The sequence below is a fragment of the Mesorhizobium sp. M0276 genome (assembly GCF_040321755.1).
Classification (GTDB): domain Bacteria; phylum Pseudomonadota; class Alphaproteobacteria; order Rhizobiales; family Rhizobiaceae; genus Mesorhizobium.
The window spans coordinates 188,440-208,708 of sequence record NZ_JAMYSC010000002.1 but is presented as its reverse complement, the minus strand read 5'-3'; the positions used below and the strand labels follow the sequence as shown (position 1 = coordinate 208,708).

The window sequence follows — 20,269 nt, the reverse complement described above, 5'->3', positions numbered from 1 at the left end:
TTCAATTTGTGGGAGGGACTTGTTCGGGAATGAGTAAGTTCACTCGGCCGCCACGGCGGCGGTGTTCCTGGCGTAGCGGTTGGGTGGAACGGTAATGCCGAGATTGCCGCGGAACGTCTCGTTTTCGTATTCGGTGCGGTAGATGCCGCGCTTTTGCAGGATCGGAACGACGGTCTCGGCGAAGACTTCGAGCTCCCTCGGCAGCGACACGTTGACCACGAAGCCGTCGGAGCCGCGTTGCTCCAGCCAGCGCTGGAACGCGTCGACGACCTGTTCCGGCGACGAAGAGGAAATCGAACTTCGCCGCCTCGGCGAGTTGCGCCTGCTTCTTGTAGTATTCAAAGCTCGTGCTCGCAGCCGGGTCGGCATCCGGATGGCGCCAGTCGCCCCTTCCAATGCCGACGCCGTGGAGCATGAAGCCGAGTTTCAGCTTGACGTTTTTGGGACATGACGGACTCCCTGGCTGTGAACCGGAGACGACGGTCGTTCGTCTCAAGGATGTCCGTCAGAGTAATTTCTACTAATTTAGTAGACTAGGCACAGCGTGCTGAACTTTTCCCCGATTGGAGAGTCGAATTCTCCTTTTCGGCCCATGCCGGGCATGTTGTCTGGGGGGTGGAAATCGGCTGCCAAGCTTATCGCGATACTTTACGGACGTCGAAGACCTCCATGAGCGTGACCGAACGAAAATCCGATACGAGGACCGTGACGCGAACGATCCAGAAGCCATCCAGCGGCAGCACGAAGCCATCCGCATGATAGATTCCATCGCCGGCCCGGCGCGCTTCCCGCGTGAACGGGCCGATGCCGTAGGACGGCTTGTCGAGATCGACGCTGACGCTGATCGGCTCAAACGGCTTTCCATTGAGAAGCAAATTGCCGACCTCTACCCTGACCGGGCCGACGATCGGCGGATGGATCGACAGGGCAGCGCTGACACTCTCCTTCCGCGCACGGACTTCCTGTACTTCGAACAAACCAGGGTTTGCCGCGATCGCGCGCGGAAGCGGTGTGAAACGCCACAGGCCGAGCACGGCGATGATGGCGGTCGCAAGGACGATTTCAGCACCAACGCTGCGCCTCAGACGCCGCGTCGCGCTTGCGTCGCCAGCGACTGCGGGAGCGGTCAAGTAAAAGCGGTTGAGCGCCGCTAGCAGGAGCAGCGCGACGACCAATGCGAGCTTGGCCAAGAGCACACGGCCATAGTCGGTATCCCAGAGCGCCGGGACGGTCTGCACCTGCACGATCGCCAACAGCAGGCCGGACGCCGCCAAAACCGCCACGATCGCCGGAATGATACGGGAGAACTGCTGCAGGATGATCGGCAACGCTGCGCCGCCGCGGACAAGCACCGCTCCGAGCGGAATCAGGGCGCCGATCCATAGCACGACCGTTATGGCATGGAGAAACACTGCCGGCACCGTGAGATATCGCGGCGGCGCGGTCGAGGCGTGGCCGGCAGAAGCGACCGCCACACCGACCAGAAGCGTCGCTGCGGCGGCGAGCGAGAGTCCAAGACGGGACCGGTAGCCGGCCTGCCCGGCCGCGTAGGCGATGCAGATCGCCGTTGCCGCCAGCAGCGTCGAACGGCCATAGCTCGTCGCCCACAATCCGGCCTCCCAGACATCGGCCGTCGCCACATCGGAAAACGGCGCGCCCAGCGCATCGAGCCCCTGGAAGCCGACCAGCAACGGCGCAGCAATCAGGCCCGCGACCAGGGCGCTCGTCACGATGCGGGCTCCCGGCGCCGGGTTGGAACGGCCAATCAAGGCGTTGAATGCCACGCCGCCGACACCGACGATCAGGCCGACGAGCAGCAGGAAGCGCGCCGACCAGAGCCCGATCCGGACGGAAAGATCGGATTGCTCGATCGTCGCCGGTGCGACCGCGCTCGGGGCGCCGACCGAGAATACCAGGCCGCCGCCGATCGGATGGCCGTCGGACGAGGCGACTCGCCAGGAAAGGACATGCGTGCCGTTTTCCAGGCCGGACGGCAAGGTCAGCACGATCACCGAACCTTTTTCACCGATCTCCTTGAGGATTTCGGTGCGCCCGCCCGGATGGATCAGCCGCGCCACCAGCGGCCGGGCCGGTTCGGAGAACCGCAAGGTGACGGTTCGCGGCGCGATCGCCACGATCGCCCCATCGGCCGGCTCGGCGGCGATCAGCGTCGCGTGGGCAAAAGCCGATCCCGTGCAAAGGCCCGACATGAAAACGGCGGGCAAGATCGCCGCCGCCAGCCGCAACAGCAGGACACGAAGCCGGATCACGACCCGGCGCGTATCTTTATCGACGGAGCCGGGAATTTGAGATCGTCGGATGAGGCGCCGGCCGGCGGGATCTCGATCCAGCGCTGCACGCCAGACTCGCATTCCTGGACGATCGGAACAAAGATCGCCGCCACGGCGATGTCTTCCGCCACCTTCGCGCGGAAGACGAACTCGTCATAATGGGCGTCTTCGAGTTTTCCGCCCGACCAGGCGATCTGCTTGATGACGGTGTCGTCATGCCCGCCATGAGCGTCGTGCCCGGTTTCGCCGGAGCCGTCGCCCTGGGCTTCGACCCTTGTGATGTCGAGCTTCCAGCCGGGCTTTGGCTGCGGCTTGGCCTCCGTCAATTCCTCCGGCAGCGCGATCCTGACCGCCGTGGTCGGAGAATCAGCGCAGCCATGCGGCACCCGAAGTACCAACTTGACCGTAGTGCCCGCCTTCACCTCCTTGTTCTCGAAAGTGATATGGGCATGGGCGGGAAGCGATACCGCAAACGCCGCCACAGCGAGGGTAGCGCGCAGGCCGTAGTTGAGGATTTTCATTTGAAGGATTCCGATCGGTTTACCACGTAGCGGCAAGGCCGAGATGGCCGAGCGCCTCGCGCCTAAGCTCTGCCAGGCGCGGATCGCCGCGGTGGCGTGGATAAGGAAGATCGACCTCGATGTCGGCGACGATGCGCGCCGGCCGCGGGCCGAAGATCAGCACGCGTTGCGTCAGGAACAGCGCTTCCTCGACATCGTGGGTGACGAGGACGGCGGTCAGTCCCGCGCGCTGCCACAGGCCGACGAGTTCGGTCTGCATGGTCAGCCGCGTCAGCGAGTCGAGCTTGCCGAGCGGCTCGTCGAGCAGCAGCAGGCGCGGCTCGTTCACAAGCGCGCGGGCCAGCGCCACGCGCTGCGCCATGCCGCCTGAGAGCTGATGCGGATAGGCCTTGTCGAAACCGTCGAGCCCGACAAGCTGGATCGCGTCGTCGACGCGCTGGCGCGATTTTTTCAGGATTCCCCTGGCTTCGAGGCCCAGCGCCACATTGTCCCACACCGTTCGCCAAGGAAACAGCGTCGGGTCCTGAAAGACCATGATGCGCGAGGGATCGGGCTCGCCGACATTTTCACCATCGACCTTCAAGTCGCCTTTGGTCGGATGATCAAGACCGGCGAGCAGTCGAAGCAGCGTCGACTTCCCGCATCCCGAGGGGCCGAGCAGCGCGACGAACGATCCCGGCTCGACCGAGAAATCGATGCCGTCGAGCACCGGAAGCGGCTCACCCTCGAGTTCGAATTGATGGAAGACGTGTCTGATGTCGATCTTCTGGCCGGCAGCGGTGGATGCCGCTGCCGGGTTCGTTGCAAGAGCTACCATCTGACCAGACCCTTCTGCCAGGACAGCGTCCAGTCACGCACCCTGAAGAGAATAGTGATCAGGCTCGAGCACATCAGCGCCATCACGAGAAGTGCCGCATACATGTTGGCATAGGCCGCCCATCCTTGCGCCCATTGCAGATACCAGCCGAGGCCGGCCTTGACGCCGAGCATTTCGGCGACGACGAGCACCGCGAAGGAGGTGCCGAGACCCATGAAAAGTCCGACGAAAACATGCGGGAGTGCTGCCGGTATCGCCACTTTCAGGATCAGGAAGGATGGCTTTGCGCCAAGCGTGCGGGCGATGTCGTAATAGTCCCGGTTGACACTGGCGATGCCCGACCAGGTGAGAATGGTCACTGGGAAGGCGGTCGCAAGCGCTATCAGGAACACACTTGCCGATCCGCTGCTGGGAAAGATGAAGAAGGCGAGCGGCAGCCAGGCCGTGGCGGGCAGCGGCCCGACCAGGCGCAGCAGCGGATGAACCCAATAGCTCGCCGCTCGCGACCAGCCGATGGTGACCCCGGTGACGAAGCCGGCGAGAGCACCGAAGAAGTAGCCCTTGGCGAGTAGCGCAACTGAATAATAGACGCTGATGCCGAGTCTGCCCCAGTCGTCGAAGAACACTTCCAGAATGCTCTGCGGCGACGAGAAGAAGGGCACGGGCAAAAGGCCGGTCTTCGCTGTCACCACCTCCCAGCCTGCGACGACGAGCGCGGCGGCAATCGCCCACGGCCCGTAGTAGCGAATGGTGGTCGCTACGGCTCCGAAAAGCCGTCCCGTCGAGGCGACCACGATCAATCCGAGCGCGATCACCAGGGCGATGACTGCCAGTTCCCGGCCGTAGGGCTGGGGGATGATCTCCGGCCACAGCTCGATCAGCGCGGCTACGCTGATCCAGCTGGCCGCTGCTGCCAGCCCGAACACCCATATGCCCGCCCAGGTTCGCGCGGGAGCATTTTCCTGGGCGGACGTTTCGGCGCGCTCCGACAGCGCCGGATCAATCGAGGTCATCGTCCAGCCCCCTTATGCCGTCAGCACGTCGGCATAGACGCGCTCAGCGAATTCCTGCGGATCGGTCGAGTTCTTGAACACCTGCACGTCACGCAGCTCCTGCGCATAGAGCGCGATTTCCTGCCTGAGGTCGGCCCCCGTCGGGTTGTGGCCGTGGGTCTGGTCGAGCAGCACGCCGACCAGTTCCTCGACGGTCTTGTCCTTCGGCGCGTTGGGCAGGAACGCCTTGGCGGCGATCTCTGGCTTGGCGACGGTCAGATCCTGCGCTTCCAGCAGCGCGCGGGTCAGCGCCGATGCGGTCGGCAGCTCGTCGCGGACGAGGCTGCCCGTCAGGCCGACGATGCAGCAGACGCGGTTCTCGAAGCCGTGATCGAGATTGGACGCGATCTGAAGGTATTTGGGATCCTGCAGCCAGAAATAGGCCTTGGGGTCACCATCGGCGATGGCGTGGATTTCACCCTTCTCGGCGGCAAGCTGCAGCAGCTCGCCCGGATATTGCCGCCATTCGACGTCAGCGACGGGATCGAGGCCTTCCTTGTGGAGGAGTATCGAGAAGAAGTTCTTGCCGGGACTGGCGAGATCGGAGATGCCGATCGTCTTGCCCTTGAGCTGGCTGAGTTGCGTGATCCCGGCAGACTTCAGCGCCACGAGGCGCGAGCAGCCGCCATGGGTGCCGGCCGTGATCTTGACGTCGAAACCCTGCTCCAGCGCCTTCAGCCAGCGCAGCGCCATGCCGACACCGCCATCCGCCTTGCCGGTGGCGATGGCTTCGAGCAGCGCCTCGGTCGAGGCGCCGAAATTGACCAGCTCGACCTCAAGCCCGTATTTCTTGAAGATGCCCTGCTCCTGTGCGACGAACACCGGCGCGAGGCAGATCGCCGAGGCGTTGGTGGCGAATTTGATTTTTTTCAATTCGCCTGCCGGTGCTGCGGTCTGCGCTGCGAGGCTACCGATCGACAATGCGCCTAGCGGAGCCGCCAGCCCGAGTGCTCCCGCCGTCTTCAGGAACGAGCGGCGATCAAATCCGCCGATAAAGGAGTTATTGCGTGCCGATGCGATAGTCTTCCAGGTCATGTTCGTTTCTCCTGAGGATGCCGTGCTGGATGATGGGAGCGCGTAGCCCGTTGGCCTTGCCCGGGAACTATTCCGCTGCCTGGGCAGGCGCCGCCGCATTGTCCCGTTCAGCGACGAGGGCGCGCACGCGGGGAATGAGATCGCGGCCGTAGTGGAGGGCGTCTTCGAGCGGATCGAAGCCGCGGATCAGGAAGGTGGTGACGCCGAGGCCGTAGTAGTCGAGCATGGCGTCGGCGACCTGGTCGGGCGTGCCGACCAGCGAGGTCGAATTGCCGGCCGCGCCGGTCAGAGCAGCGATTTCCGTCCAAAGCCGCTTATCGAGCCGCGCGCCTTGCGCGGCTGCTGCCAGCAGCCGGCGCGAGCCTTCGTTCGGTGGCTGGCCAGAACCGCTTTTCGCGTTGACGCTTATCAGGCGCTCGCCAGACGCGCGCAGGGCCGTGGCCTGCTGTAGGATGCGGTCGGCCTTCGCCCACGCTTCCTCCTCGGTCTCGGCAAGGATCGGACGCAGCGACAGGCTGAATCGTGGCGAGCGGCCATGGGAAGCCGCCGCAACGCGGATGCGCTGGATCGTCTCCGACACCTGCGCGTAGGTCTCGCCCCACAACGCGTAGATGTCGGCATGCTTGCCGGCGACCGCGATCGCCGCGTCGGACGAGCCGCCGAAATAGATTGGAATGCCATCCGACCCCTGCGGCTTGACCTCCGAGAAGCCACCGGTGACGTGGTAGTATTTGCCGTCATGGTCGAACGGTTTTTCGCTGGTCCATTCCTGCCGCACGATATCGAGATATTCGCTGGTGCGGGCGTAGCGTTCGTCCTTGGTCAGGTGGTCGCCGTCCTGCGCCAGTTCCTGATCGTTGCCGCCGGTGATGATGTGGACAGAGACCCGGCCGTCGCTCAGGTGGTCGAGCGTCGCCAGTTGGCGCGCGGCCAGAGTCGGTGCGGTAAATCCCGGCCGATGGGCGATCATCAGCTTCAGATTTCGCGTGAGGCTGGTCACATACTGGCCGACCAGAATGCTTTCCGGCGACGTCGAATGGAAAGCGAGAAGCACCCGGTCGAACCCGCCATTTTCATGAATGGCGGCAGCCGCCGCGATATGATTGCGGTCAACGATCGGGCCGGAGCGCGCGATCGTCTCCGAGGCGTTGAAATTTCCGATGTAACCGATGAATTCGACTGGCATGAAAACCTCCGTCAATTGTTTGTCAAATGCCCAGGGCGAGACGGCCAGCACCGAGACGGACCGTGTCTTCCTGGGGGCTGTGAATGCGGCCGCACAGCACATCGCGATGATGGCGCTCGAGCGGGTTGTGGCGTGAGATGCCATGATTGCCGGTGAGCTTCAGCGCTTTTTCCACCGCGGTGATCGCGTTTTCCGTGGTGACGACCTTGATCAAGCCGGCTTCAGACAAGGTGAAAGGGCGGCCCTCGTCGACATCGCGCGCCGCCGACGAAATCAGCCGGCGGTTCACAGCGATCAATTCCTCGATCTCGCCGACCGCCTGCTGGATGCGAGGAACGGTCGCCAGCGCCTGGCCAAGATTGGTCGGCACGCGCTCCTTGAGAAAACGCACCAGCCAGTCGCGCGCTGCTTCCGCGACGCCCGTATAGAGCGCGCCAGGCAGCGTACCGAACCAAGCCGCCTGTCCCTCGCCGCGCGTGTCCCACTCGGAGGGAAGTCGGATATCGGCGGCGTGATCGAGCGGAACCCGCACATTTTCCAGCACGGCGTCGTGGCTTCCGGTGGCGCGCATACCGAGCGGATTCCAGGTCTTCTCGATCCGTAGACCAGGAGCATTGGCGGGAACCAAAAAGCCGCCGACGCGCGGCTCGGCTTCGTCCGTCCGCGCCCAGACGATGGCCCAGCTGAGACCCTCCGCGCCGGTCGAATAGATTTTTCGACCGCTGATCGACCAGCCGTCGGCCGTACGCCGCGCCGTGGTGGCCGGAAGCCCTCCACGTATCGGAGTACCAAGTTCAGGCTCGACGCGGAACGCATTGATCAGGGCGCCGTTTTCGACGGCATCGCCGATCACCTTGCGCACGAGATGTTCGGGCCAACGGCTCTTGGGCAGCGTTGCTAGGTTGATGTATTGCATGATCAGGATGAGCGCGGTCGACGGCTCGCCACGCGCGATTTCGCGGATCACTTCGGATGCTTCGGCGAGGCCGGCGCCCGCGCCGCCGAATTCAACCGGCGCCGTCAGGGCGATAAGGCCGGCATCATGCAACCGGAATATGTTTTCGTGCGGAAACGCAGCGCTTTCATCGTAGTCGCCGGCGGTCTCGGCAAAGACGCCTGCCAGTTCAGCGGCAATCTCCACAGCGCTGGGAGTAGCCGTGCTCGACTTTGGACGAAGCGGCGTGACCGTCATTTTGGCATGCCCGCTGTGAAAGAAGAGGGTCTCATTCGGCAGCCATGGCCGTATGATTCGAAATCGAGGAAAAGAATGCCCCAAGCTCCGCAACGGCCTGTTCGGCACGGCGGCGGATGGGCTCGGAGACAAGGCGATAGTCGGCGAAATCGCGGTCGGCGGCATAGACTGCGCTCGGCAGCGTATGCGCCATGAAGAAGCCGAAGAGCGGGCGCAGCTGATGCTCGACAATCAGCGCATGGCGATCGCCGCCGCCCGTCGCTGTCAGGATCACCGGCTTGCCTTGCAGGGCGATCGGATCGACCAAATCGAAGAAATGCTTGAACAGACCGGTGTAGCTACCCTTATAGGTCGGCGATCCGACCACGAGCACATCAGCCGAAACGATGTTCTGCACTGCCTGTCGTGCAACCGCATCGAGGTCATTGGAATGACGAGCATTGCCCAGAGAAGGACCGATATCGGTGAGGTCGTGGAGCTGCGTGCGAAAGCCGTATTGCTCGGCTGCAAGGCCGGCAACCGTCTCCACCAGCGCATAGGACTTGGAGGGGCGACTGAAATTGCCGACCAGGCCGACCAATTTTGCACCAGACATGCAACTTCCCTTCAGCGTTGAAATTCCAGCACTTTTCGAGATCGTGGCGCGTTGCGCCAATTCAATCAGCGGTCGATGCCTCAATATCTACAATATTTATCGATTTTGCAGACAAGGAGTCCGGGACGTTCCGAATGTTCGCGGTCCGTTAGAAAATCATGCTTGGTGCGGAGCCGTTCATGGAACTGCGGGCATCCGCTTTCGGCACGCACTGCGTGCCGGACCGGAGCAGTGTTCGGCGTGCCTTGGCTTGCCGATTTCGGTTGCCTGCCGATCAAGGTTCGGCAAAACGCCGCGATCTGTCCGCTCGAATTAGACAATTCGTTGCGCGGCGAAATCTTCTGCGGAATTTTTTATCTCGCGCCGCGAACTCTCAACTTTATCCTGAGTGAACACGATGGTCTCGCCATCGTCTGTGCCGCCTCGGCGGCCAATTCTCATCGACGGAGCAGTCCGATGGCACAAGCGCAATCGCTCAACGAAACCCTTGCGGAGTTCCAGGCCAAGCGGGCGCTGACGATGCCCGCCGACCGGCTGAAGATCAATGTCGACCAGCGGCGCCTGCTCGTCGATACCGCCGACCGCTCGGCCTTCGTGAAAGCGGGCGACACCGTTCAACCTTTCGAATTGACGGAGGTGGATGCCGGTCCGCTGTCGCTCTCAGAGCTTCTGAAGAACGGGCCGCTCGTCCTGATCTTCTTCCGCTTTGCCGGTTGCCCCGCCTGCAACATTGCTCTTCCCTATTACAGCCAGCATCTCGCTCTGGAACTGCGCAGGCTGGGTGCGACGCTGGCCGGCGTGAGCCCGCAAGTTCCCGAAAAGCTGCGCGACATCAAGGATCGCCATCAACTGGATTTCCTGATCGCGACCGACGCGGGCAATTCACTGGGACGCCGCTTCGGCATCCTCTATTCATTCGACGAAGCCTCGCGCCGCCTTTCGGTGGAGAGCGGGAGCCCGATCGGCGAGGTTACCGGAACGGGAACCTGGGAGCTTCCGATGCCGGCTGCGATCGTCATCGATCAATCGGGCACGGTGCGATTTGCCGATGTCAGCCCAGACTGGCTTGTGCGCACCGAACCGGCCGATATCATCGCGGCCGTCCAGGCCATCACGGCGCGCATCGCTACTGCTTGACTAGATACGACCGGCACAGAGAGAGGCGACTTTGACCAAGGACCACGGCCGCGACGGCCATCATCACGATCACGACCATGATCACGCGCCGGTCGACTGGCGCGAGAATGGGGTAAAAGTCATCCCCGGAAATTCGCTCGACCCCAACACCGCGCAGACACCCGGCATGAATCGGGCGGCGGCGATCAGCAAGGCACGGGCGGGCGCCGAAAGGATCTGGGCTGGCACGGTGACCATTCACGCCAACGCCAAGACCGGCGCGCATCACCATGGCGACCTGGAAAGCATCATCTACGTCGTCAAGGGCAAGGCGCGCATGCGCTGGGGCGACAACCTGGAATATGTTGCGGAAGCTGGCCCCGGCGACTTCATCTACGTGCCACCCTACGTGCCGCATCAGGAGATCAATGCCAGCCGCGACGAGACGCTGGAATGCGTTCTTGTCAGGTCGGGCCAGGAACCGGTGGTCGTCAATCTCGACATCGAACCTGTGGAAGCACCCGAGGAGGTGCTGTGGATAGATCCGATCCACCGGTGAACTGCCGAGCTACAACGCTGATGAGTTGACCTGACGTGCCTGCTGACGCCAGGCGAGATACGGCGGGCAAAAGGCCTAATCATGCCGGATCGCAGACCTCATCTGGTGGCCATAGCCGGAAGCGTGCATCGACCGTCGAGGTCGCGCGCGTTGGCGGAACCGGTTGCGGAGGCGACCATGCACCGAATCGACCTTCGGGTCAGTTTTCGATCTCATCGATGCCGGCTCCGGCCTTGGCGCGGCATTCTCATGGGGCGAACAGTCGATGCGGCTCTTTCCATCATCGGAGGTCGTCGAGGCCGATGCGATTTGCGAGCGATCACGAATTTGCGGACGGGTTTGCGGCCGATCCCGTGGTGAAGGAGCGCACAGACCTGGCCGGCGCACATTTGACCGCATTGTTGTTGCAGCGTCGCCCGTAAATGGTTCTCCGGAAGCGGCGCTCAGAAGAAATTTCCTCTACGCCGCCTGGTCCCGGAGACGCTCCACACACATTTGTCCCCGGCGTCGGCGTGATTGTCGCCACGGCCTTGTTCAGCGCCGTGGCCAACGTCACCGACTTCCGCAGTGGCCGCGATCTCGCCGCCTTCCTTGGGCTTGTTCCGAAGCAAAGATCAACCGGAGGGAAGACCACGCTGCTGGGCATATCGAAGCGTGGCAACACCTACGTGCGAACTCTGATGATCCACGGCATGAGATCTGCTTTCTATAACCGCAAGAAACGCGAAAACGGCGTCACCGCCTTCATGGAACGCCTCGTCGAGCGCGGCATGCATACCAACAAGATCGTGGTCGCAAGCGCCAACAAGGCTGCGCGGATTATCTGGGCCGTCTTGACAAAAAAACATCATTTCAGCCGGACGCCGCATGAGGCAATAGGCTGAATGACTTGCGCCCGCCGCCTGCTGAGAAGCTCGGAGGAAACGGCATCCGTGCTTGACGATGTCACCTTCGATTGCATCCGCCGGATTCTCGCGTATCCTGCTCCCGCGCATGTGAGCATAAGGTGGCGCCTGGCGCTTCGACTAGTGGTCAAAATCTGACTCTTGGTACCGGGGTCGTAAGCCCGCTCAGGGTGGAACTCCGCCGTTCCCTGTCGTCGATAGGAACCGGCAAGTTGCGCCATGAGCGGCCCCTTAGGGACAAGGCATCGAATGACCGTAGTGGGGCCGGAAGCGGAAGATCGGCTTCTGGCAGCAACGAAGATTGCAGACCTTCAACCTACTGGAGAAGGGTCGCGAATTGCGATTAGGACGATGCGCACGACTACAACCACGGGGTGAATTCGACCGGGACGAGTGCGCAACGATGGCCCACGCCGTACGAGGCGGCCGGCCTGGGTGGCGCGGGTTGAACGGAAAAGAAACCATTCAGCATCAGACTAACGCTTTTCGACGCATCTTTTCGAAACGTGGGGACGAGCCGCTCGCGCCAAAAATGCCCCCATTGGTGAACCAATTCCATGATGAACCTAACAATACGTCACCGCATACTCATCAGCTTCGCTGCGATATTGGTGGTGATGTGCGTGATAGGTATCATCGCGTACGTCTGGTTTCTTCAGACGCAGCAGGAGGCGACAGAGGTCGAAAAGGGCATCCTGCCAGATCTCTATCACAGCACCGAGATCATGATGGGTCAGATGACGGCCCATAGCCTGCTTCAAGAATATGCTCTTCAAGACAGCCCGACAGACAAACGCGCGCTTGAAGGCACGATCGCGACCAATCGCGCGCACGTGCAGCAATTGATGGATGATTATGAAAGAACCATCACCTCTGATGTCGACAAGCAGAACTACGCAATCGTCAAAGACTTGGCCAATCAATTTGGTCAGGCAGAAACCGCCGTTTTGGATGCAAGCCGGGCAGCCGTGTCGAAGGGTGAAATTCCGAACGAACGCCCAGCCATTAAGGACGCAGTCGAGCCGATCTTTCTGAAATTGCAGTCCGCTCTGCAAGCCATGGTCGAGGACCACAGAGGCGAAGCAAACAGCGCGACACAACGGATCAGTTCCATCGTTAATACGGCAGAAGTGGCTTTGAGCGCTGGTTTGCTCGTAGCGCTCGGTCTGGCCTTGCTCTGCGGCTATTTCCTGTTCAGAGCCGTAACAGGGCCTCTTAACCGCCTGGTCGACGTCGTCCAGTTGATGCGGCAAGGCGACTTCAGCGGTCGGCTCAATCTTGACCGCCGGGACGAGTTCAGCATGCTTGCCGACGGGGTTAACGCAATGGCGGATGATCTCGCCATACTTATCGGCCAAGTTCAGAAATCCAGCATACAGGTCAACACTTCGATTACCGGGATCGCCGCCACCTCCAAGCAACAACAAGCGACTGCAACTGAAATCGCGGCGACCACCACTGAAATCCGTGCGACGGCAAAGGAGATCTCCGCCACCTCGAACGAGCTCGTCCGCACAATGAACGAGGTCTCGGCGGTCGCCGAACAGACGGCAGCGGTCGCCGGCGGCGGTCAGGCAGGACTGACTCGCATGGAAGCGACCATGCAGCAGGTCATGGAAGCCGCCAGCGCGATCAATTCCAAACTGGCTATCTTGAGCGAGAAGGCCGGCGGCATCAATCAGGTGGTCACGACCATCACCAAGGTGGCCGATCAAACAAACCTCCTGTCCCTCAATGCGTCGATCGAAGCTGAGAAGGCGGGCCAATATGGTCGGGGTTTTGCAGTGGTTGCAACCGAGATCCGAAGGCTTGCCGATCAGACGGCCGTTTCCACGTACGACATTGAGCAGATGGTCAAGGATATCCAGTCGGCCGTCGCGGCTGGCGTGATGGGGATGGACAAGTTTTCCGAGCAGGTCCGTCGCGGCATGCAGGAGGTGCAGCAGGTTGGCGGGCAACTTTTCGAGATCATTCAGCAGGTGCAAGGCCTGGTGCCACGCTTCGAAGTTGCGAATGAGGGCATGCAAGCCCAGGCAGCCGGCGCAGGGCAGATCAGCGATACCTTGACACAGCTAAGCGACGCCGCTCAGCAAACAGTCGAATCGCTTCAACAATCAACGCTCGCGATTGATGAGCTCAATCAAGTTTCGGGCGGGCTGCGAAACAGCATTGCTAGGTTCAAGCTGAGAGCATAGCGAACTGCCAGCCGGAGGTGAAAATGCTATTCCTCGCCTTCAAGATGGGAAATGATCGCTATCTGCTTGATGTTCATCAAGTTGAGGAAGTCTTGCCCTACACTACCGTCAAAGCACTGCCAGGTGCGCCAACTGGGGTGGTCGGCCTTATCGACTATCACGGCGCGCCCATCCCGCTGATCGATATCACTCTTCTTGCGCTTGGCCGTCCGTCGGTTCCGGTGCTGAGCACGCGAACGGTTGTAACGTGCTATTCCACGCAGGATGGTGAGCAGCGCTTGTTAGCTCTGCTCGCGGAGCGAGTGACCGACACGTTCGAGCGAGACCCTTCCGACTTCGTACCCTTTGGACTGGAGCCATCAACTCCGCCGTATCTCGGTCCGGTAGCCTCAGACGACGAAGGACTCACACAGCGGGTCAACGTCGAGGTCCTGCTTTCAGAAGAGATCCGAGCCGCACTACTCTGCCAGGTTTGCGCGGGGTGAATGATGCCCGGTTCGGTTGAAAATCTTCTGAAGGTGACAATGGGGCTGGACAGCGCCAGCGTTGGCCCGACGGTCGTCCGTCAAGCGGTTCGAGAGCGGATGACTGCGTGCCGGATAGCCGAGCCTGAAGCCTATTGGGAGATCTTGAACGGTTCACCGCAGGAACTCCAGGAACTGATCAATGCAGTCGTGGTCCCGGAGACCTGGTTCTTTCGCGACCGGGAAGCGTTCGCGGCCTTGTCTCGATATGCACGCGTGCACAAGCGCGCGAACCAGCCCATAAAAATTTTAAGCCTGCCATGTTCAACAGGCGAAGAGCCCTATTCGGTCGCCATGGCTATGTTTGATGCTGGGTTCGGCCCACAAGAGTTCAAAATCGATGCGGTGGACATCAGCACCCGCAATCTCGCGATAGCGGAGCGCGAAGTCTACGGGCGAAATTCTTTTCGCGGTAGTTCCCTCGAATTCAAAGATCGCTATTTCGAAGCGGTTGAAGGAGGGCTCCAGCCTAACACCGCGGTGTTGAAACAGGTTCGATTCAGAGCCGGAAACCTGTTCGACTTTCAGGCGTCGTCCTTCGGGCCGGGGGGCTATGACGTTCTCCTCTGCCGCAATTTGCTGATCTATTTTGACCGAGAGCTGCAGGATCGCGCGCTGGTCTGCCTCAAAGGGCTCCTCACCAGCGATGGACTTCTGCTTGTCGGTCCGGCGGAATCGGCTCTTCCCAGGCTGCATGGCTTTGCTTCCGCTGAATGGCCAATGGCGTTTGCCTTCCTTAAGTCGAACCGGGTTCAGACCGGGACGCGGGCCATTCCACTTTCCAGTCCAACACGAACCCCATCGGCTCCGAAGCCAAAGACTAAGGTTGTTCCACCGGTGGGGAGAGAAGAGCAATTACAAACCACGGCCCAGTTGCTTGATCAAATCACTGAGAGCCTCAAAACGATCGAACGGATTGCCAATGCGGGGCGGGTTAAGGAGGCACAGGAAGTCGCTCGGGAGCATCTGAAGCAATTCGGTCCTTCAGCGGAACTTTTCTACCTGCTGGGTCTCGCTCAGGATGCAGAGGGTGCTGCTCCTGAAGCGGTCCAGAACTATCGGAAGGCGCTCTATCTCGCGCCAAGCCACCAAGAGGCCCTTACCCATCTTGCTCTGCTCCTTCGAAAGCAAGGTGACCTCAACGGCGCCGAGGCGCTGACAGGTCGGCTGGGTCGAATCCGAAAAGGGAGCGGCACCTGATGTCAGCCTCGACAACGTTCGCGGGCCCGGTGGAGGAGATTGAAATCGACGACTGCTGGCGGCAAATCGGCATTCGGGGTGACAAGTCCTGCCCCGAACTGGAGCAGCATCTCCATTGCCGCAATTGTCCCACTTACAAGAAGATTGCACGAGGGCTATTAGACCGCGCCGTGTCGTCGGCCTATGGCGACGAACTGGCTAGACATACTGGCCGCGACGTCGGCTCGGCAGCCGAAGCCGATGCACTTCGGACAGCGATTCTGTTTCGTTTGGGCGAGGAATGGCTGGCACTCCCAGTTGCCATATTTCACGAAGTGGCTGAATCTCGCCCGATCCATTCGCTTCCACACCGCAGAAACAGCGCAGTGCTCGGCATCGCCAACGTCCGCGGCGAGTTGCTTATTTGCCTGTCCCTGGCTGAATTGCTTGGCATTGACGACGTCCAGAACGGCGAGCCCGGCAGACAAGCCAAGAGTTTTCGGCGCCTGGTCGTGGTAGGCGAGCGCGACAAGCGGGTCGCTTTCATGGTTGATGAAATCCACGGGATACATCGCTTCAGCGAAAATGAAACTCTCGCTGTGCCGACAGTCGGCAAGGCGGTCTCGGCCGCCACCGTCGCGGTGCTTCCATGGCAGGGGCGAACAGTCGGGTGTCTCGACGGAGCTCAGTTGCTCGCGATGTTGGATCGGAGCATTGCATGAGCGACGAGGACTTCAGCCAGGTCTCTATGCTGAATCTTTTCCGGGCCGAACTGGAGTCACAGTCGCAGGCTCTGGTTTCCGGTCTCCTGACACTCGAACGCGATCCCGTCGCTGCCGACGCATTGGAAGGCTGCATGCGAGCTGCGCATTCCCTGAAAGGAGCTGCCCGTATCATCGAGTTGACGCCAGCGGTCGAGGTGGCGCATGCAATGGAAGAATGTCTGGTTGCCGCGCAACGAGGGCATCTCAGGCTGCGTCGGGAGCACATCGATACGCTGCTGCAGGGAATCGACGTCCTTAAGTTAGTAGCGTCGGACCCAACCTCGAAGGAGGGCAGCGCAAATTCTGACGTTGCCAACTTCCTGGCGGCGTTCAAGAAAGTGCCGCTGGCCGAGGACATTGCCTTGGAAGGCAATCTTGCGGCTGATTTCACAGCACCAAATGACGAAGTGCTGGCAAGCAGTTCTTCGGCAGGCCTGCTCCTTCGGCCGGAACCGCAGACTGAGGGCAACGTCGGTTCTGACCGAATGGTTCGGGTTACGGCAGATAGCTTAAACCGATTGCTTGGGCTGGCCGGCGAGTCCCTGATGGAGTCCCGCCGTCTCAGGCCATTCGCCAGCGGGTTGCTCCGGCTGAAACGACTTCAGTCAGACCTCGCAGCAGCGTTCGATGATGTTCGGTCGATGTTGCCATCAGAAGACGAGAGATTGGCCCACGCGCTTGCTGAGGCGCAGCAAAAGCTTCGGCTGAGTCAGATGTTCCTGGCCGAGCGTTTGGATGAATTGGATTCGGTAGACCGAAAGGCCACCGACCTTGCCAATCGATTATATGACGAAACATTGGCGAGCCGGATGCGCCCTTTTGAAGATGGTGTACGGCACTATGCGAGAATGGCTCGTGACCTCGGCCGTACGCTCGGCAAGAAAGTGCGATTGGAGATCGTCGGCGGCTCAACCGGCATCGACCGTGACATCCTTGACCAGCTCGATGCACCCTTGGGGCATCTCCTGCGCAACGCTCTCGACCACGGGCTAGAATCGCCCCAGGAACGTCTCGCGACCGGCAAAACCGAAGAAGGTCTAATACGCCTGGAAGCACGGCACAATGCTGGCCTGCTGCAGATCACCGTTGCAGACGACGGACGGGGGATCGACCTACAGAAACTGCGCGAGACTATCCTCGCGCGGCAGCTTGCAACGGCGCAAACCGTTGCAACGCTGAGTGAGTCAGAACTACTTGCTTTTCTGTTCCTGCCAGGCTTTTCAATGAAAGCAGACGTTACGGAGATTTCTGGCCGTGGCGTTGGGCTTGATGCAGTGCAGGCAATGACGAAGGAGGTTCGGGGCGTTGCCAGCGTCTCGTCGGAATTAGGCGTCGGAACGCGATTCCAATTGCAGCTGCCGCTGACCTTGTCGGTACTCCGCACGCTGCTCGTCGACGTCGACGGAGAGCCCTACGCGTTCCCGCTCGCCGCGATTTCCAAGACAATAAAGTTGAAGCGCACGAACATCGAACTCCTACAGGGGCATCCGCATTTCCGCTTCAACGGCCGACAGATAGGACTGGTTACAGCGCGTGAAGTCCTAAACCGCAGTGACACACTGTTGGATAGCGACGATCTGTCAGTTGTCGTGCTCAATGGAAATCAGGGCGAAGCATATGGCCTGATTGTTGATCGTTTCCTCGGCGAACGTGAGTTGGTGATCCGTCCCCTCGATCCTCGTTTTGCCAAGATCAAGGATGTCAGCGCTGCGGCGCTCATGGAAGATGGTTCGCCGGTACTGATCCTCGACGTCGATGATTTGGTTCGATCCGTCGAGAAGCTTGCCTCAACGGGCGGGCTACGAAGTCTGCGGCGCACCGCAGCCAGCGCCGAAGCGCGGAGGCGTAAGCGCGTGCTTGTTATCGACGATTCGCTAACGGTCCGAGAGCTCGAGCGCAAGCTGCTTGGCAACTATGGCTACGATGTCGAAGTTGCCGTCGATGGTATGGATGGTTGGAACGCCGTTCGATCTGGCGGTCCCTTCGACCTTGTGGTCACTGACGTAGACATGCCTCGCATGGACGGTATCGAACTGGTGGGTTTGATCCGAAAGGATACCCAACTCAAAAACACGCCGATCATGATCGTTTCTTACAAAGATCGGGAGGAAGATCGCACCCGCGGTCTTGATGCCGGTGCGGACTACTATTTGACCAAAGGTAGTTTTCATGACGAGGCGCTGATTCATGCCGTGGTAGACCTGATCGGCGAGGCGACCACATGAGACAGAAGGTGGAGACCAGCAGATGAGAATCGGCATCGTCAACGATATGCCGATGGCCGTTGAGGTTTTGCGCCGGCTGGTTGTTTCGAACACGGAACATCAGCTCGCCTGGACCGCGACCAACGGCCGTGAAGCAGTTGAAGCCTGCAGACGAGATCTCCCGGATCTCGTGCTTATGGACCTAACAATGCCAGAGATGGATGGTGTGGAGGCAACACGCAGGATCATGGCAGAGACCCCGTGCATGATCTTACTGGTAACAGCCAGCATCGCAGCGAATGTGCCCGGTGTCTATGAAGCGATGGGCTACGGCGCGCTTGACGCGGTCGATATCCCGTCGATTGGCATCGACGGCAAAGTTTCATCGCAATCCGCTCGGCTTCTGGCGAGTAAGATAGCGACAATGGGTAAGCTGGTCGGTGACGCGCCGTCAAAGTCGAACAGCCGGATGTCAGATGCAGCTAAATTGGCGCCCCGGCATCTGGTTGCGATCGGTGCCTCCGCGGGCGGACCGGCTGCTGTCGCCACGGTCCTGAGCGCATTCCCCAGTGACTTCGTGGGCGCGATCGTGCTCGTCCAGCACCTCGATGCCCAGTTCGTTCCAGGCTTGGTCAATTGGCTGGGGCAGCATACCACTCTTCCGATCCGTGCCGCGCGGGAAAGAGATAGCCCTCAAGCAGGCACTGTTCTCATTGCCAGCACTACGGACCATCTGGTTTTCAAATCAGCCCAGCAACTCGGATACACATCCAGCCCAAAGGACAATGTCTACCGACCGTCGGTCGATGTGTTTTTTGACAGCGCGGCGCAGTGGTGGCCGGGCTTGGTGATCGGTGTTTTGCTCACAGGAATGGGAAGGGATGGTGCCCACGGGCTGAGACATCTCCGCGAAAAGGGGCATCTCACGATTGCGCAGGACAAAGCAACCAGTGCCGTTTACGGCATGCCGAAAGCCGCCGCCGCAATCGGCGCGGCCCGCGACATTCTTCCTCTAGCCTTGATCGGCCCGCGTGTCATCGAGGCCTGCGATCGTTCTACGTGGAAAGGCACCTTCGCATGACGCAAGAACCGGAACTGGTTCCGCCGCTCCCGGAGAATTATTCATCGATGGTTCTCCTGGTCGACGATCAAATCATGGTGTGCGAGGCCGTCAGACGCGCTCTCAGCAACGAGCCAGATATCGCCTTCCACTTCTGCACCGACCCGTTGAAAGCGATGGCGGTTGCGGACGAGGTCAAGCCGACAGTTATCCTGCAGGATCTCGTCATGCCGGGCATGGATGGGCTACAACTGGTACGGGCATACAGGAAGAATTCATCGACGCACGCTGTGCCGGTCATCGTGCTTTCCAGCAAAGAAGATCCAAGCACCAAGGGCGAAGCTTTTGCAGCGGGAGCCAATGATTATCTCGTCAAACTTCCGGACCGGATTGAGCTGATTGCACGTATTCGATACCACACCCGGGCCTTTCTTGATCATGTGCAGAGAGACGCAGCTTATCGGGCACTGCGGGAAAGCCAGCGGCAGCTGATCAGTGCAAATCTCGAGCTTGAGCGTCTGACACGGATCGATGGTCTAACCGGTCTCGGTAATAGGCGATATTTTGATGAATACCTCGCGGCCGAGTGGAAGCGCGCTTTCCGTACTAAGGGTCCTTTGTCGGTATTAATGATCGATGCTGACAACTTCAAAAGATACAATGATGCCTATGGCCATATGGCTGGCGACGAGGTGCTCAAACAAATTGCCCACGCAATCCAAACTGGCGCTGGCCGGTCCAACGACCTGGCTGCACGGTATGGGGGCGAGGAGTTTGTGATCGTCTTGGTTGACGCTTCAATGGAACACGCGAACGCAATCGCCTCCCGGCTCGTCCAAAACGTGCGAGATCTGAACATTCCGCACGATTCCGGCAGAGTGACCGTCAGCGTTGGCGTCGCTACAACGGTACCCAATGAGAACGAGAGCCCGAATGATCTCGTCAAAGCCGCCGATCTGGCACTATTCCGTGCAAAATCGGAGGGACGAGATCGCGTCGTGGTTGATGGTGTATGAGAAGGCCGTTGCCCCGGAGGTCATGCGCGACAAGCAGTCCGTTTCGACCAAGCCGCTC

19 protein-coding genes are annotated in these 20,269 nt (G+C 60.5%); 10 read left to right on the top strand and 9 right to left on the bottom strand.

Annotated elements, in window-relative coordinates:
• Nucleotides 1-39 precede the first annotated feature (39 nt).
• The 9 genes from NKJ01_RS02635 to msuE all read right to left on the bottom strand — a co-directional run bounded on the left by NKJ01_RS02635 (nucleotide 40) and on the right by msuE (nucleotide 8,689).
• On the bottom strand, nucleotides 40-342 hold the full coding sequence (locus tag NKJ01_RS02635; protein WP_352725811.1) for a hypothetical protein: 303 nt from the start codon (nucleotides 340-342) through the stop codon (nucleotides 40-42).
• 293 nt (nucleotides 343-635) lie between these two features.
• Nucleotides 636-2,270 (bottom strand): copper resistance CopC/CopD family protein, encoded by a 1,635-nt coding sequence (locus NKJ01_RS02630; RefSeq protein ID WP_352725810.1) that lies wholly within the window; start codon nucleotides 2,268-2,270, stop codon nucleotides 636-638.
• Nucleotides 2,267-2,812, bottom strand: a complete 546-nt coding sequence (locus NKJ01_RS02625) for a YcnI family copper-binding membrane protein (protein WP_352725808.1) — start codon at nucleotides 2,810-2,812, stop codon at nucleotides 2,267-2,269. Before NKJ01_RS02625 ends, NKJ01_RS02630 begins: the two co-directional genes overlap by 4 nt.
• A gap of 19 nt (nucleotides 2,813-2,831) precedes the next feature.
• Complete coding sequence (locus NKJ01_RS02620; protein WP_352725806.1) at nucleotides 2,832-3,629, bottom strand: ABC transporter ATP-binding protein; 798 nt, start codon at nucleotides 3,627-3,629, stop codon at nucleotides 2,832-2,834.
• The gene (locus NKJ01_RS02615; RefSeq protein WP_352725804.1) at nucleotides 3,623-4,642 is read right to left on the bottom strand and encodes an ABC transporter permease; all 1,020 of its coding nucleotides are present in this window, start codon (nucleotides 4,640-4,642) and stop codon (nucleotides 3,623-3,625) included. Before NKJ01_RS02615 ends, NKJ01_RS02620 begins: the two co-directional genes overlap by 7 nt.
• A gap of 12 nt (nucleotides 4,643-4,654) precedes the next feature.
• The gene (locus NKJ01_RS02610; protein ID WP_352725802.1) at nucleotides 4,655-5,716 is read right to left on the bottom strand and encodes an ABC transporter substrate-binding protein; all 1,062 of its coding nucleotides are present in this window, start codon (nucleotides 5,714-5,716) and stop codon (nucleotides 4,655-4,657) included.
• Nucleotides 5,717-5,783: 67 nt separating this feature from the next.
• Nucleotides 5,784-6,902, bottom strand: coding sequence for an LLM class flavin-dependent oxidoreductase (locus tag NKJ01_RS02605; protein WP_352725800.1), 1,119 nt, complete (start codon nucleotides 6,900-6,902; stop codon nucleotides 5,784-5,786).
• Nucleotides 6,903-6,924: 22 nt separating this feature from the next.
• Complete coding sequence (locus NKJ01_RS02600) at nucleotides 6,925-8,094, bottom strand: acyl-CoA dehydrogenase family protein (RefSeq protein ID WP_352725798.1); 1,170 nt, start codon at nucleotides 8,092-8,094, stop codon at nucleotides 6,925-6,927.
• A gap of 31 nt (nucleotides 8,095-8,125) precedes the next feature.
• Nucleotides 8,126-8,689 carry an FMN reductase gene (gene msuE / locus NKJ01_RS02595; RefSeq protein WP_352725796.1) on the bottom strand — a complete coding sequence of 188 codons (564 nt, stop codon included), beginning with the start codon at nucleotides 8,687-8,689 and terminating at the stop codon, nucleotides 8,126-8,128.
• A gap of 456 nt (nucleotides 8,690-9,145) precedes the next feature.
• Between msuE and NKJ01_RS02590 the strand changes: the two genes are divergently transcribed.
• From NKJ01_RS02590 to NKJ01_RS02545, 10 genes are all read left to right on the top strand, one after another.
• Nucleotides 9,146-9,826 (top strand): peroxiredoxin-like family protein, encoded by a 681-nt coding sequence (locus tag NKJ01_RS02590; protein ID WP_352725794.1) that lies wholly within the window; start codon nucleotides 9,146-9,148, stop codon nucleotides 9,824-9,826.
• Between the two features lie 31 nt (nucleotides 9,827-9,857).
• A complete protein-coding gene (locus NKJ01_RS02585; RefSeq protein ID WP_352725792.1) occupies nucleotides 9,858-10,364 on the top strand; it encodes a cupin domain-containing protein in 507 nt (168 codons plus the stop codon).
• Nucleotides 10,365-10,876: 512 nt separating this feature from the next.
• On the top strand, nucleotides 10,877-11,248 hold the full coding sequence (locus NKJ01_RS02580; RefSeq protein ID WP_502905840.1) for a transposase: 372 nt from the start codon (nucleotides 10,877-10,879) through the stop codon (nucleotides 11,246-11,248).
• Nucleotides 11,249-11,826: 578 nt separating this feature from the next.
• The gene (locus tag NKJ01_RS02575) at nucleotides 11,827-13,464 is read left to right on the top strand and encodes a methyl-accepting chemotaxis protein (RefSeq protein WP_352725789.1); all 1,638 of its coding nucleotides are present in this window, start codon (nucleotides 11,827-11,829) and stop codon (nucleotides 13,462-13,464) included.
• A gap of 23 nt (nucleotides 13,465-13,487) precedes the next feature.
• The gene (locus NKJ01_RS02570; RefSeq protein WP_352725787.1) at nucleotides 13,488-13,949 is read left to right on the top strand and encodes a chemotaxis protein CheW; all 462 of its coding nucleotides are present in this window, start codon (nucleotides 13,488-13,490) and stop codon (nucleotides 13,947-13,949) included.
• 3 nt (nucleotides 13,950-13,952) lie between these two features.
• A complete protein-coding gene (locus NKJ01_RS02565) occupies nucleotides 13,953-15,188 on the top strand; it encodes a CheR family methyltransferase (RefSeq protein WP_352725785.1) in 1,236 nt (411 codons plus the stop codon).
• On the top strand, nucleotides 15,188-15,889 hold the full coding sequence (locus NKJ01_RS02560) for a chemotaxis protein CheW (RefSeq protein WP_352725783.1): 702 nt from the start codon (nucleotides 15,188-15,190) through the stop codon (nucleotides 15,887-15,889). The genes NKJ01_RS02565 and NKJ01_RS02560 overlap by 1 nt, the downstream gene beginning before the upstream one ends.
• Entirely contained in the window at nucleotides 15,886-18,156 is a 2,271-nt protein-coding gene (locus tag NKJ01_RS02555; protein WP_352725781.1) for a hybrid sensor histidine kinase/response regulator, read from the top strand. The genes NKJ01_RS02560 and NKJ01_RS02555 overlap by 4 nt, the downstream gene beginning before the upstream one ends.
• A 22-nt stretch (nucleotides 18,157-18,178) precedes the next feature.
• Nucleotides 18,179-19,216 carry a chemotaxis response regulator protein-glutamate methylesterase gene (locus NKJ01_RS02550; RefSeq protein ID WP_352725779.1) on the top strand — a complete coding sequence of 346 codons (1,038 nt, stop codon included), beginning with the start codon at nucleotides 18,179-18,181 and terminating at the stop codon, nucleotides 19,214-19,216.
• Entirely contained in the window at nucleotides 19,213-20,211 is a 999-nt protein-coding gene (locus NKJ01_RS02545; protein ID WP_352725777.1) for a GGDEF domain-containing response regulator, read from the top strand. The genes NKJ01_RS02550 and NKJ01_RS02545 overlap by 4 nt, the downstream gene beginning before the upstream one ends.
• The last annotated feature ends 58 nt before the right edge of the window (nucleotides 20,212-20,269 follow it).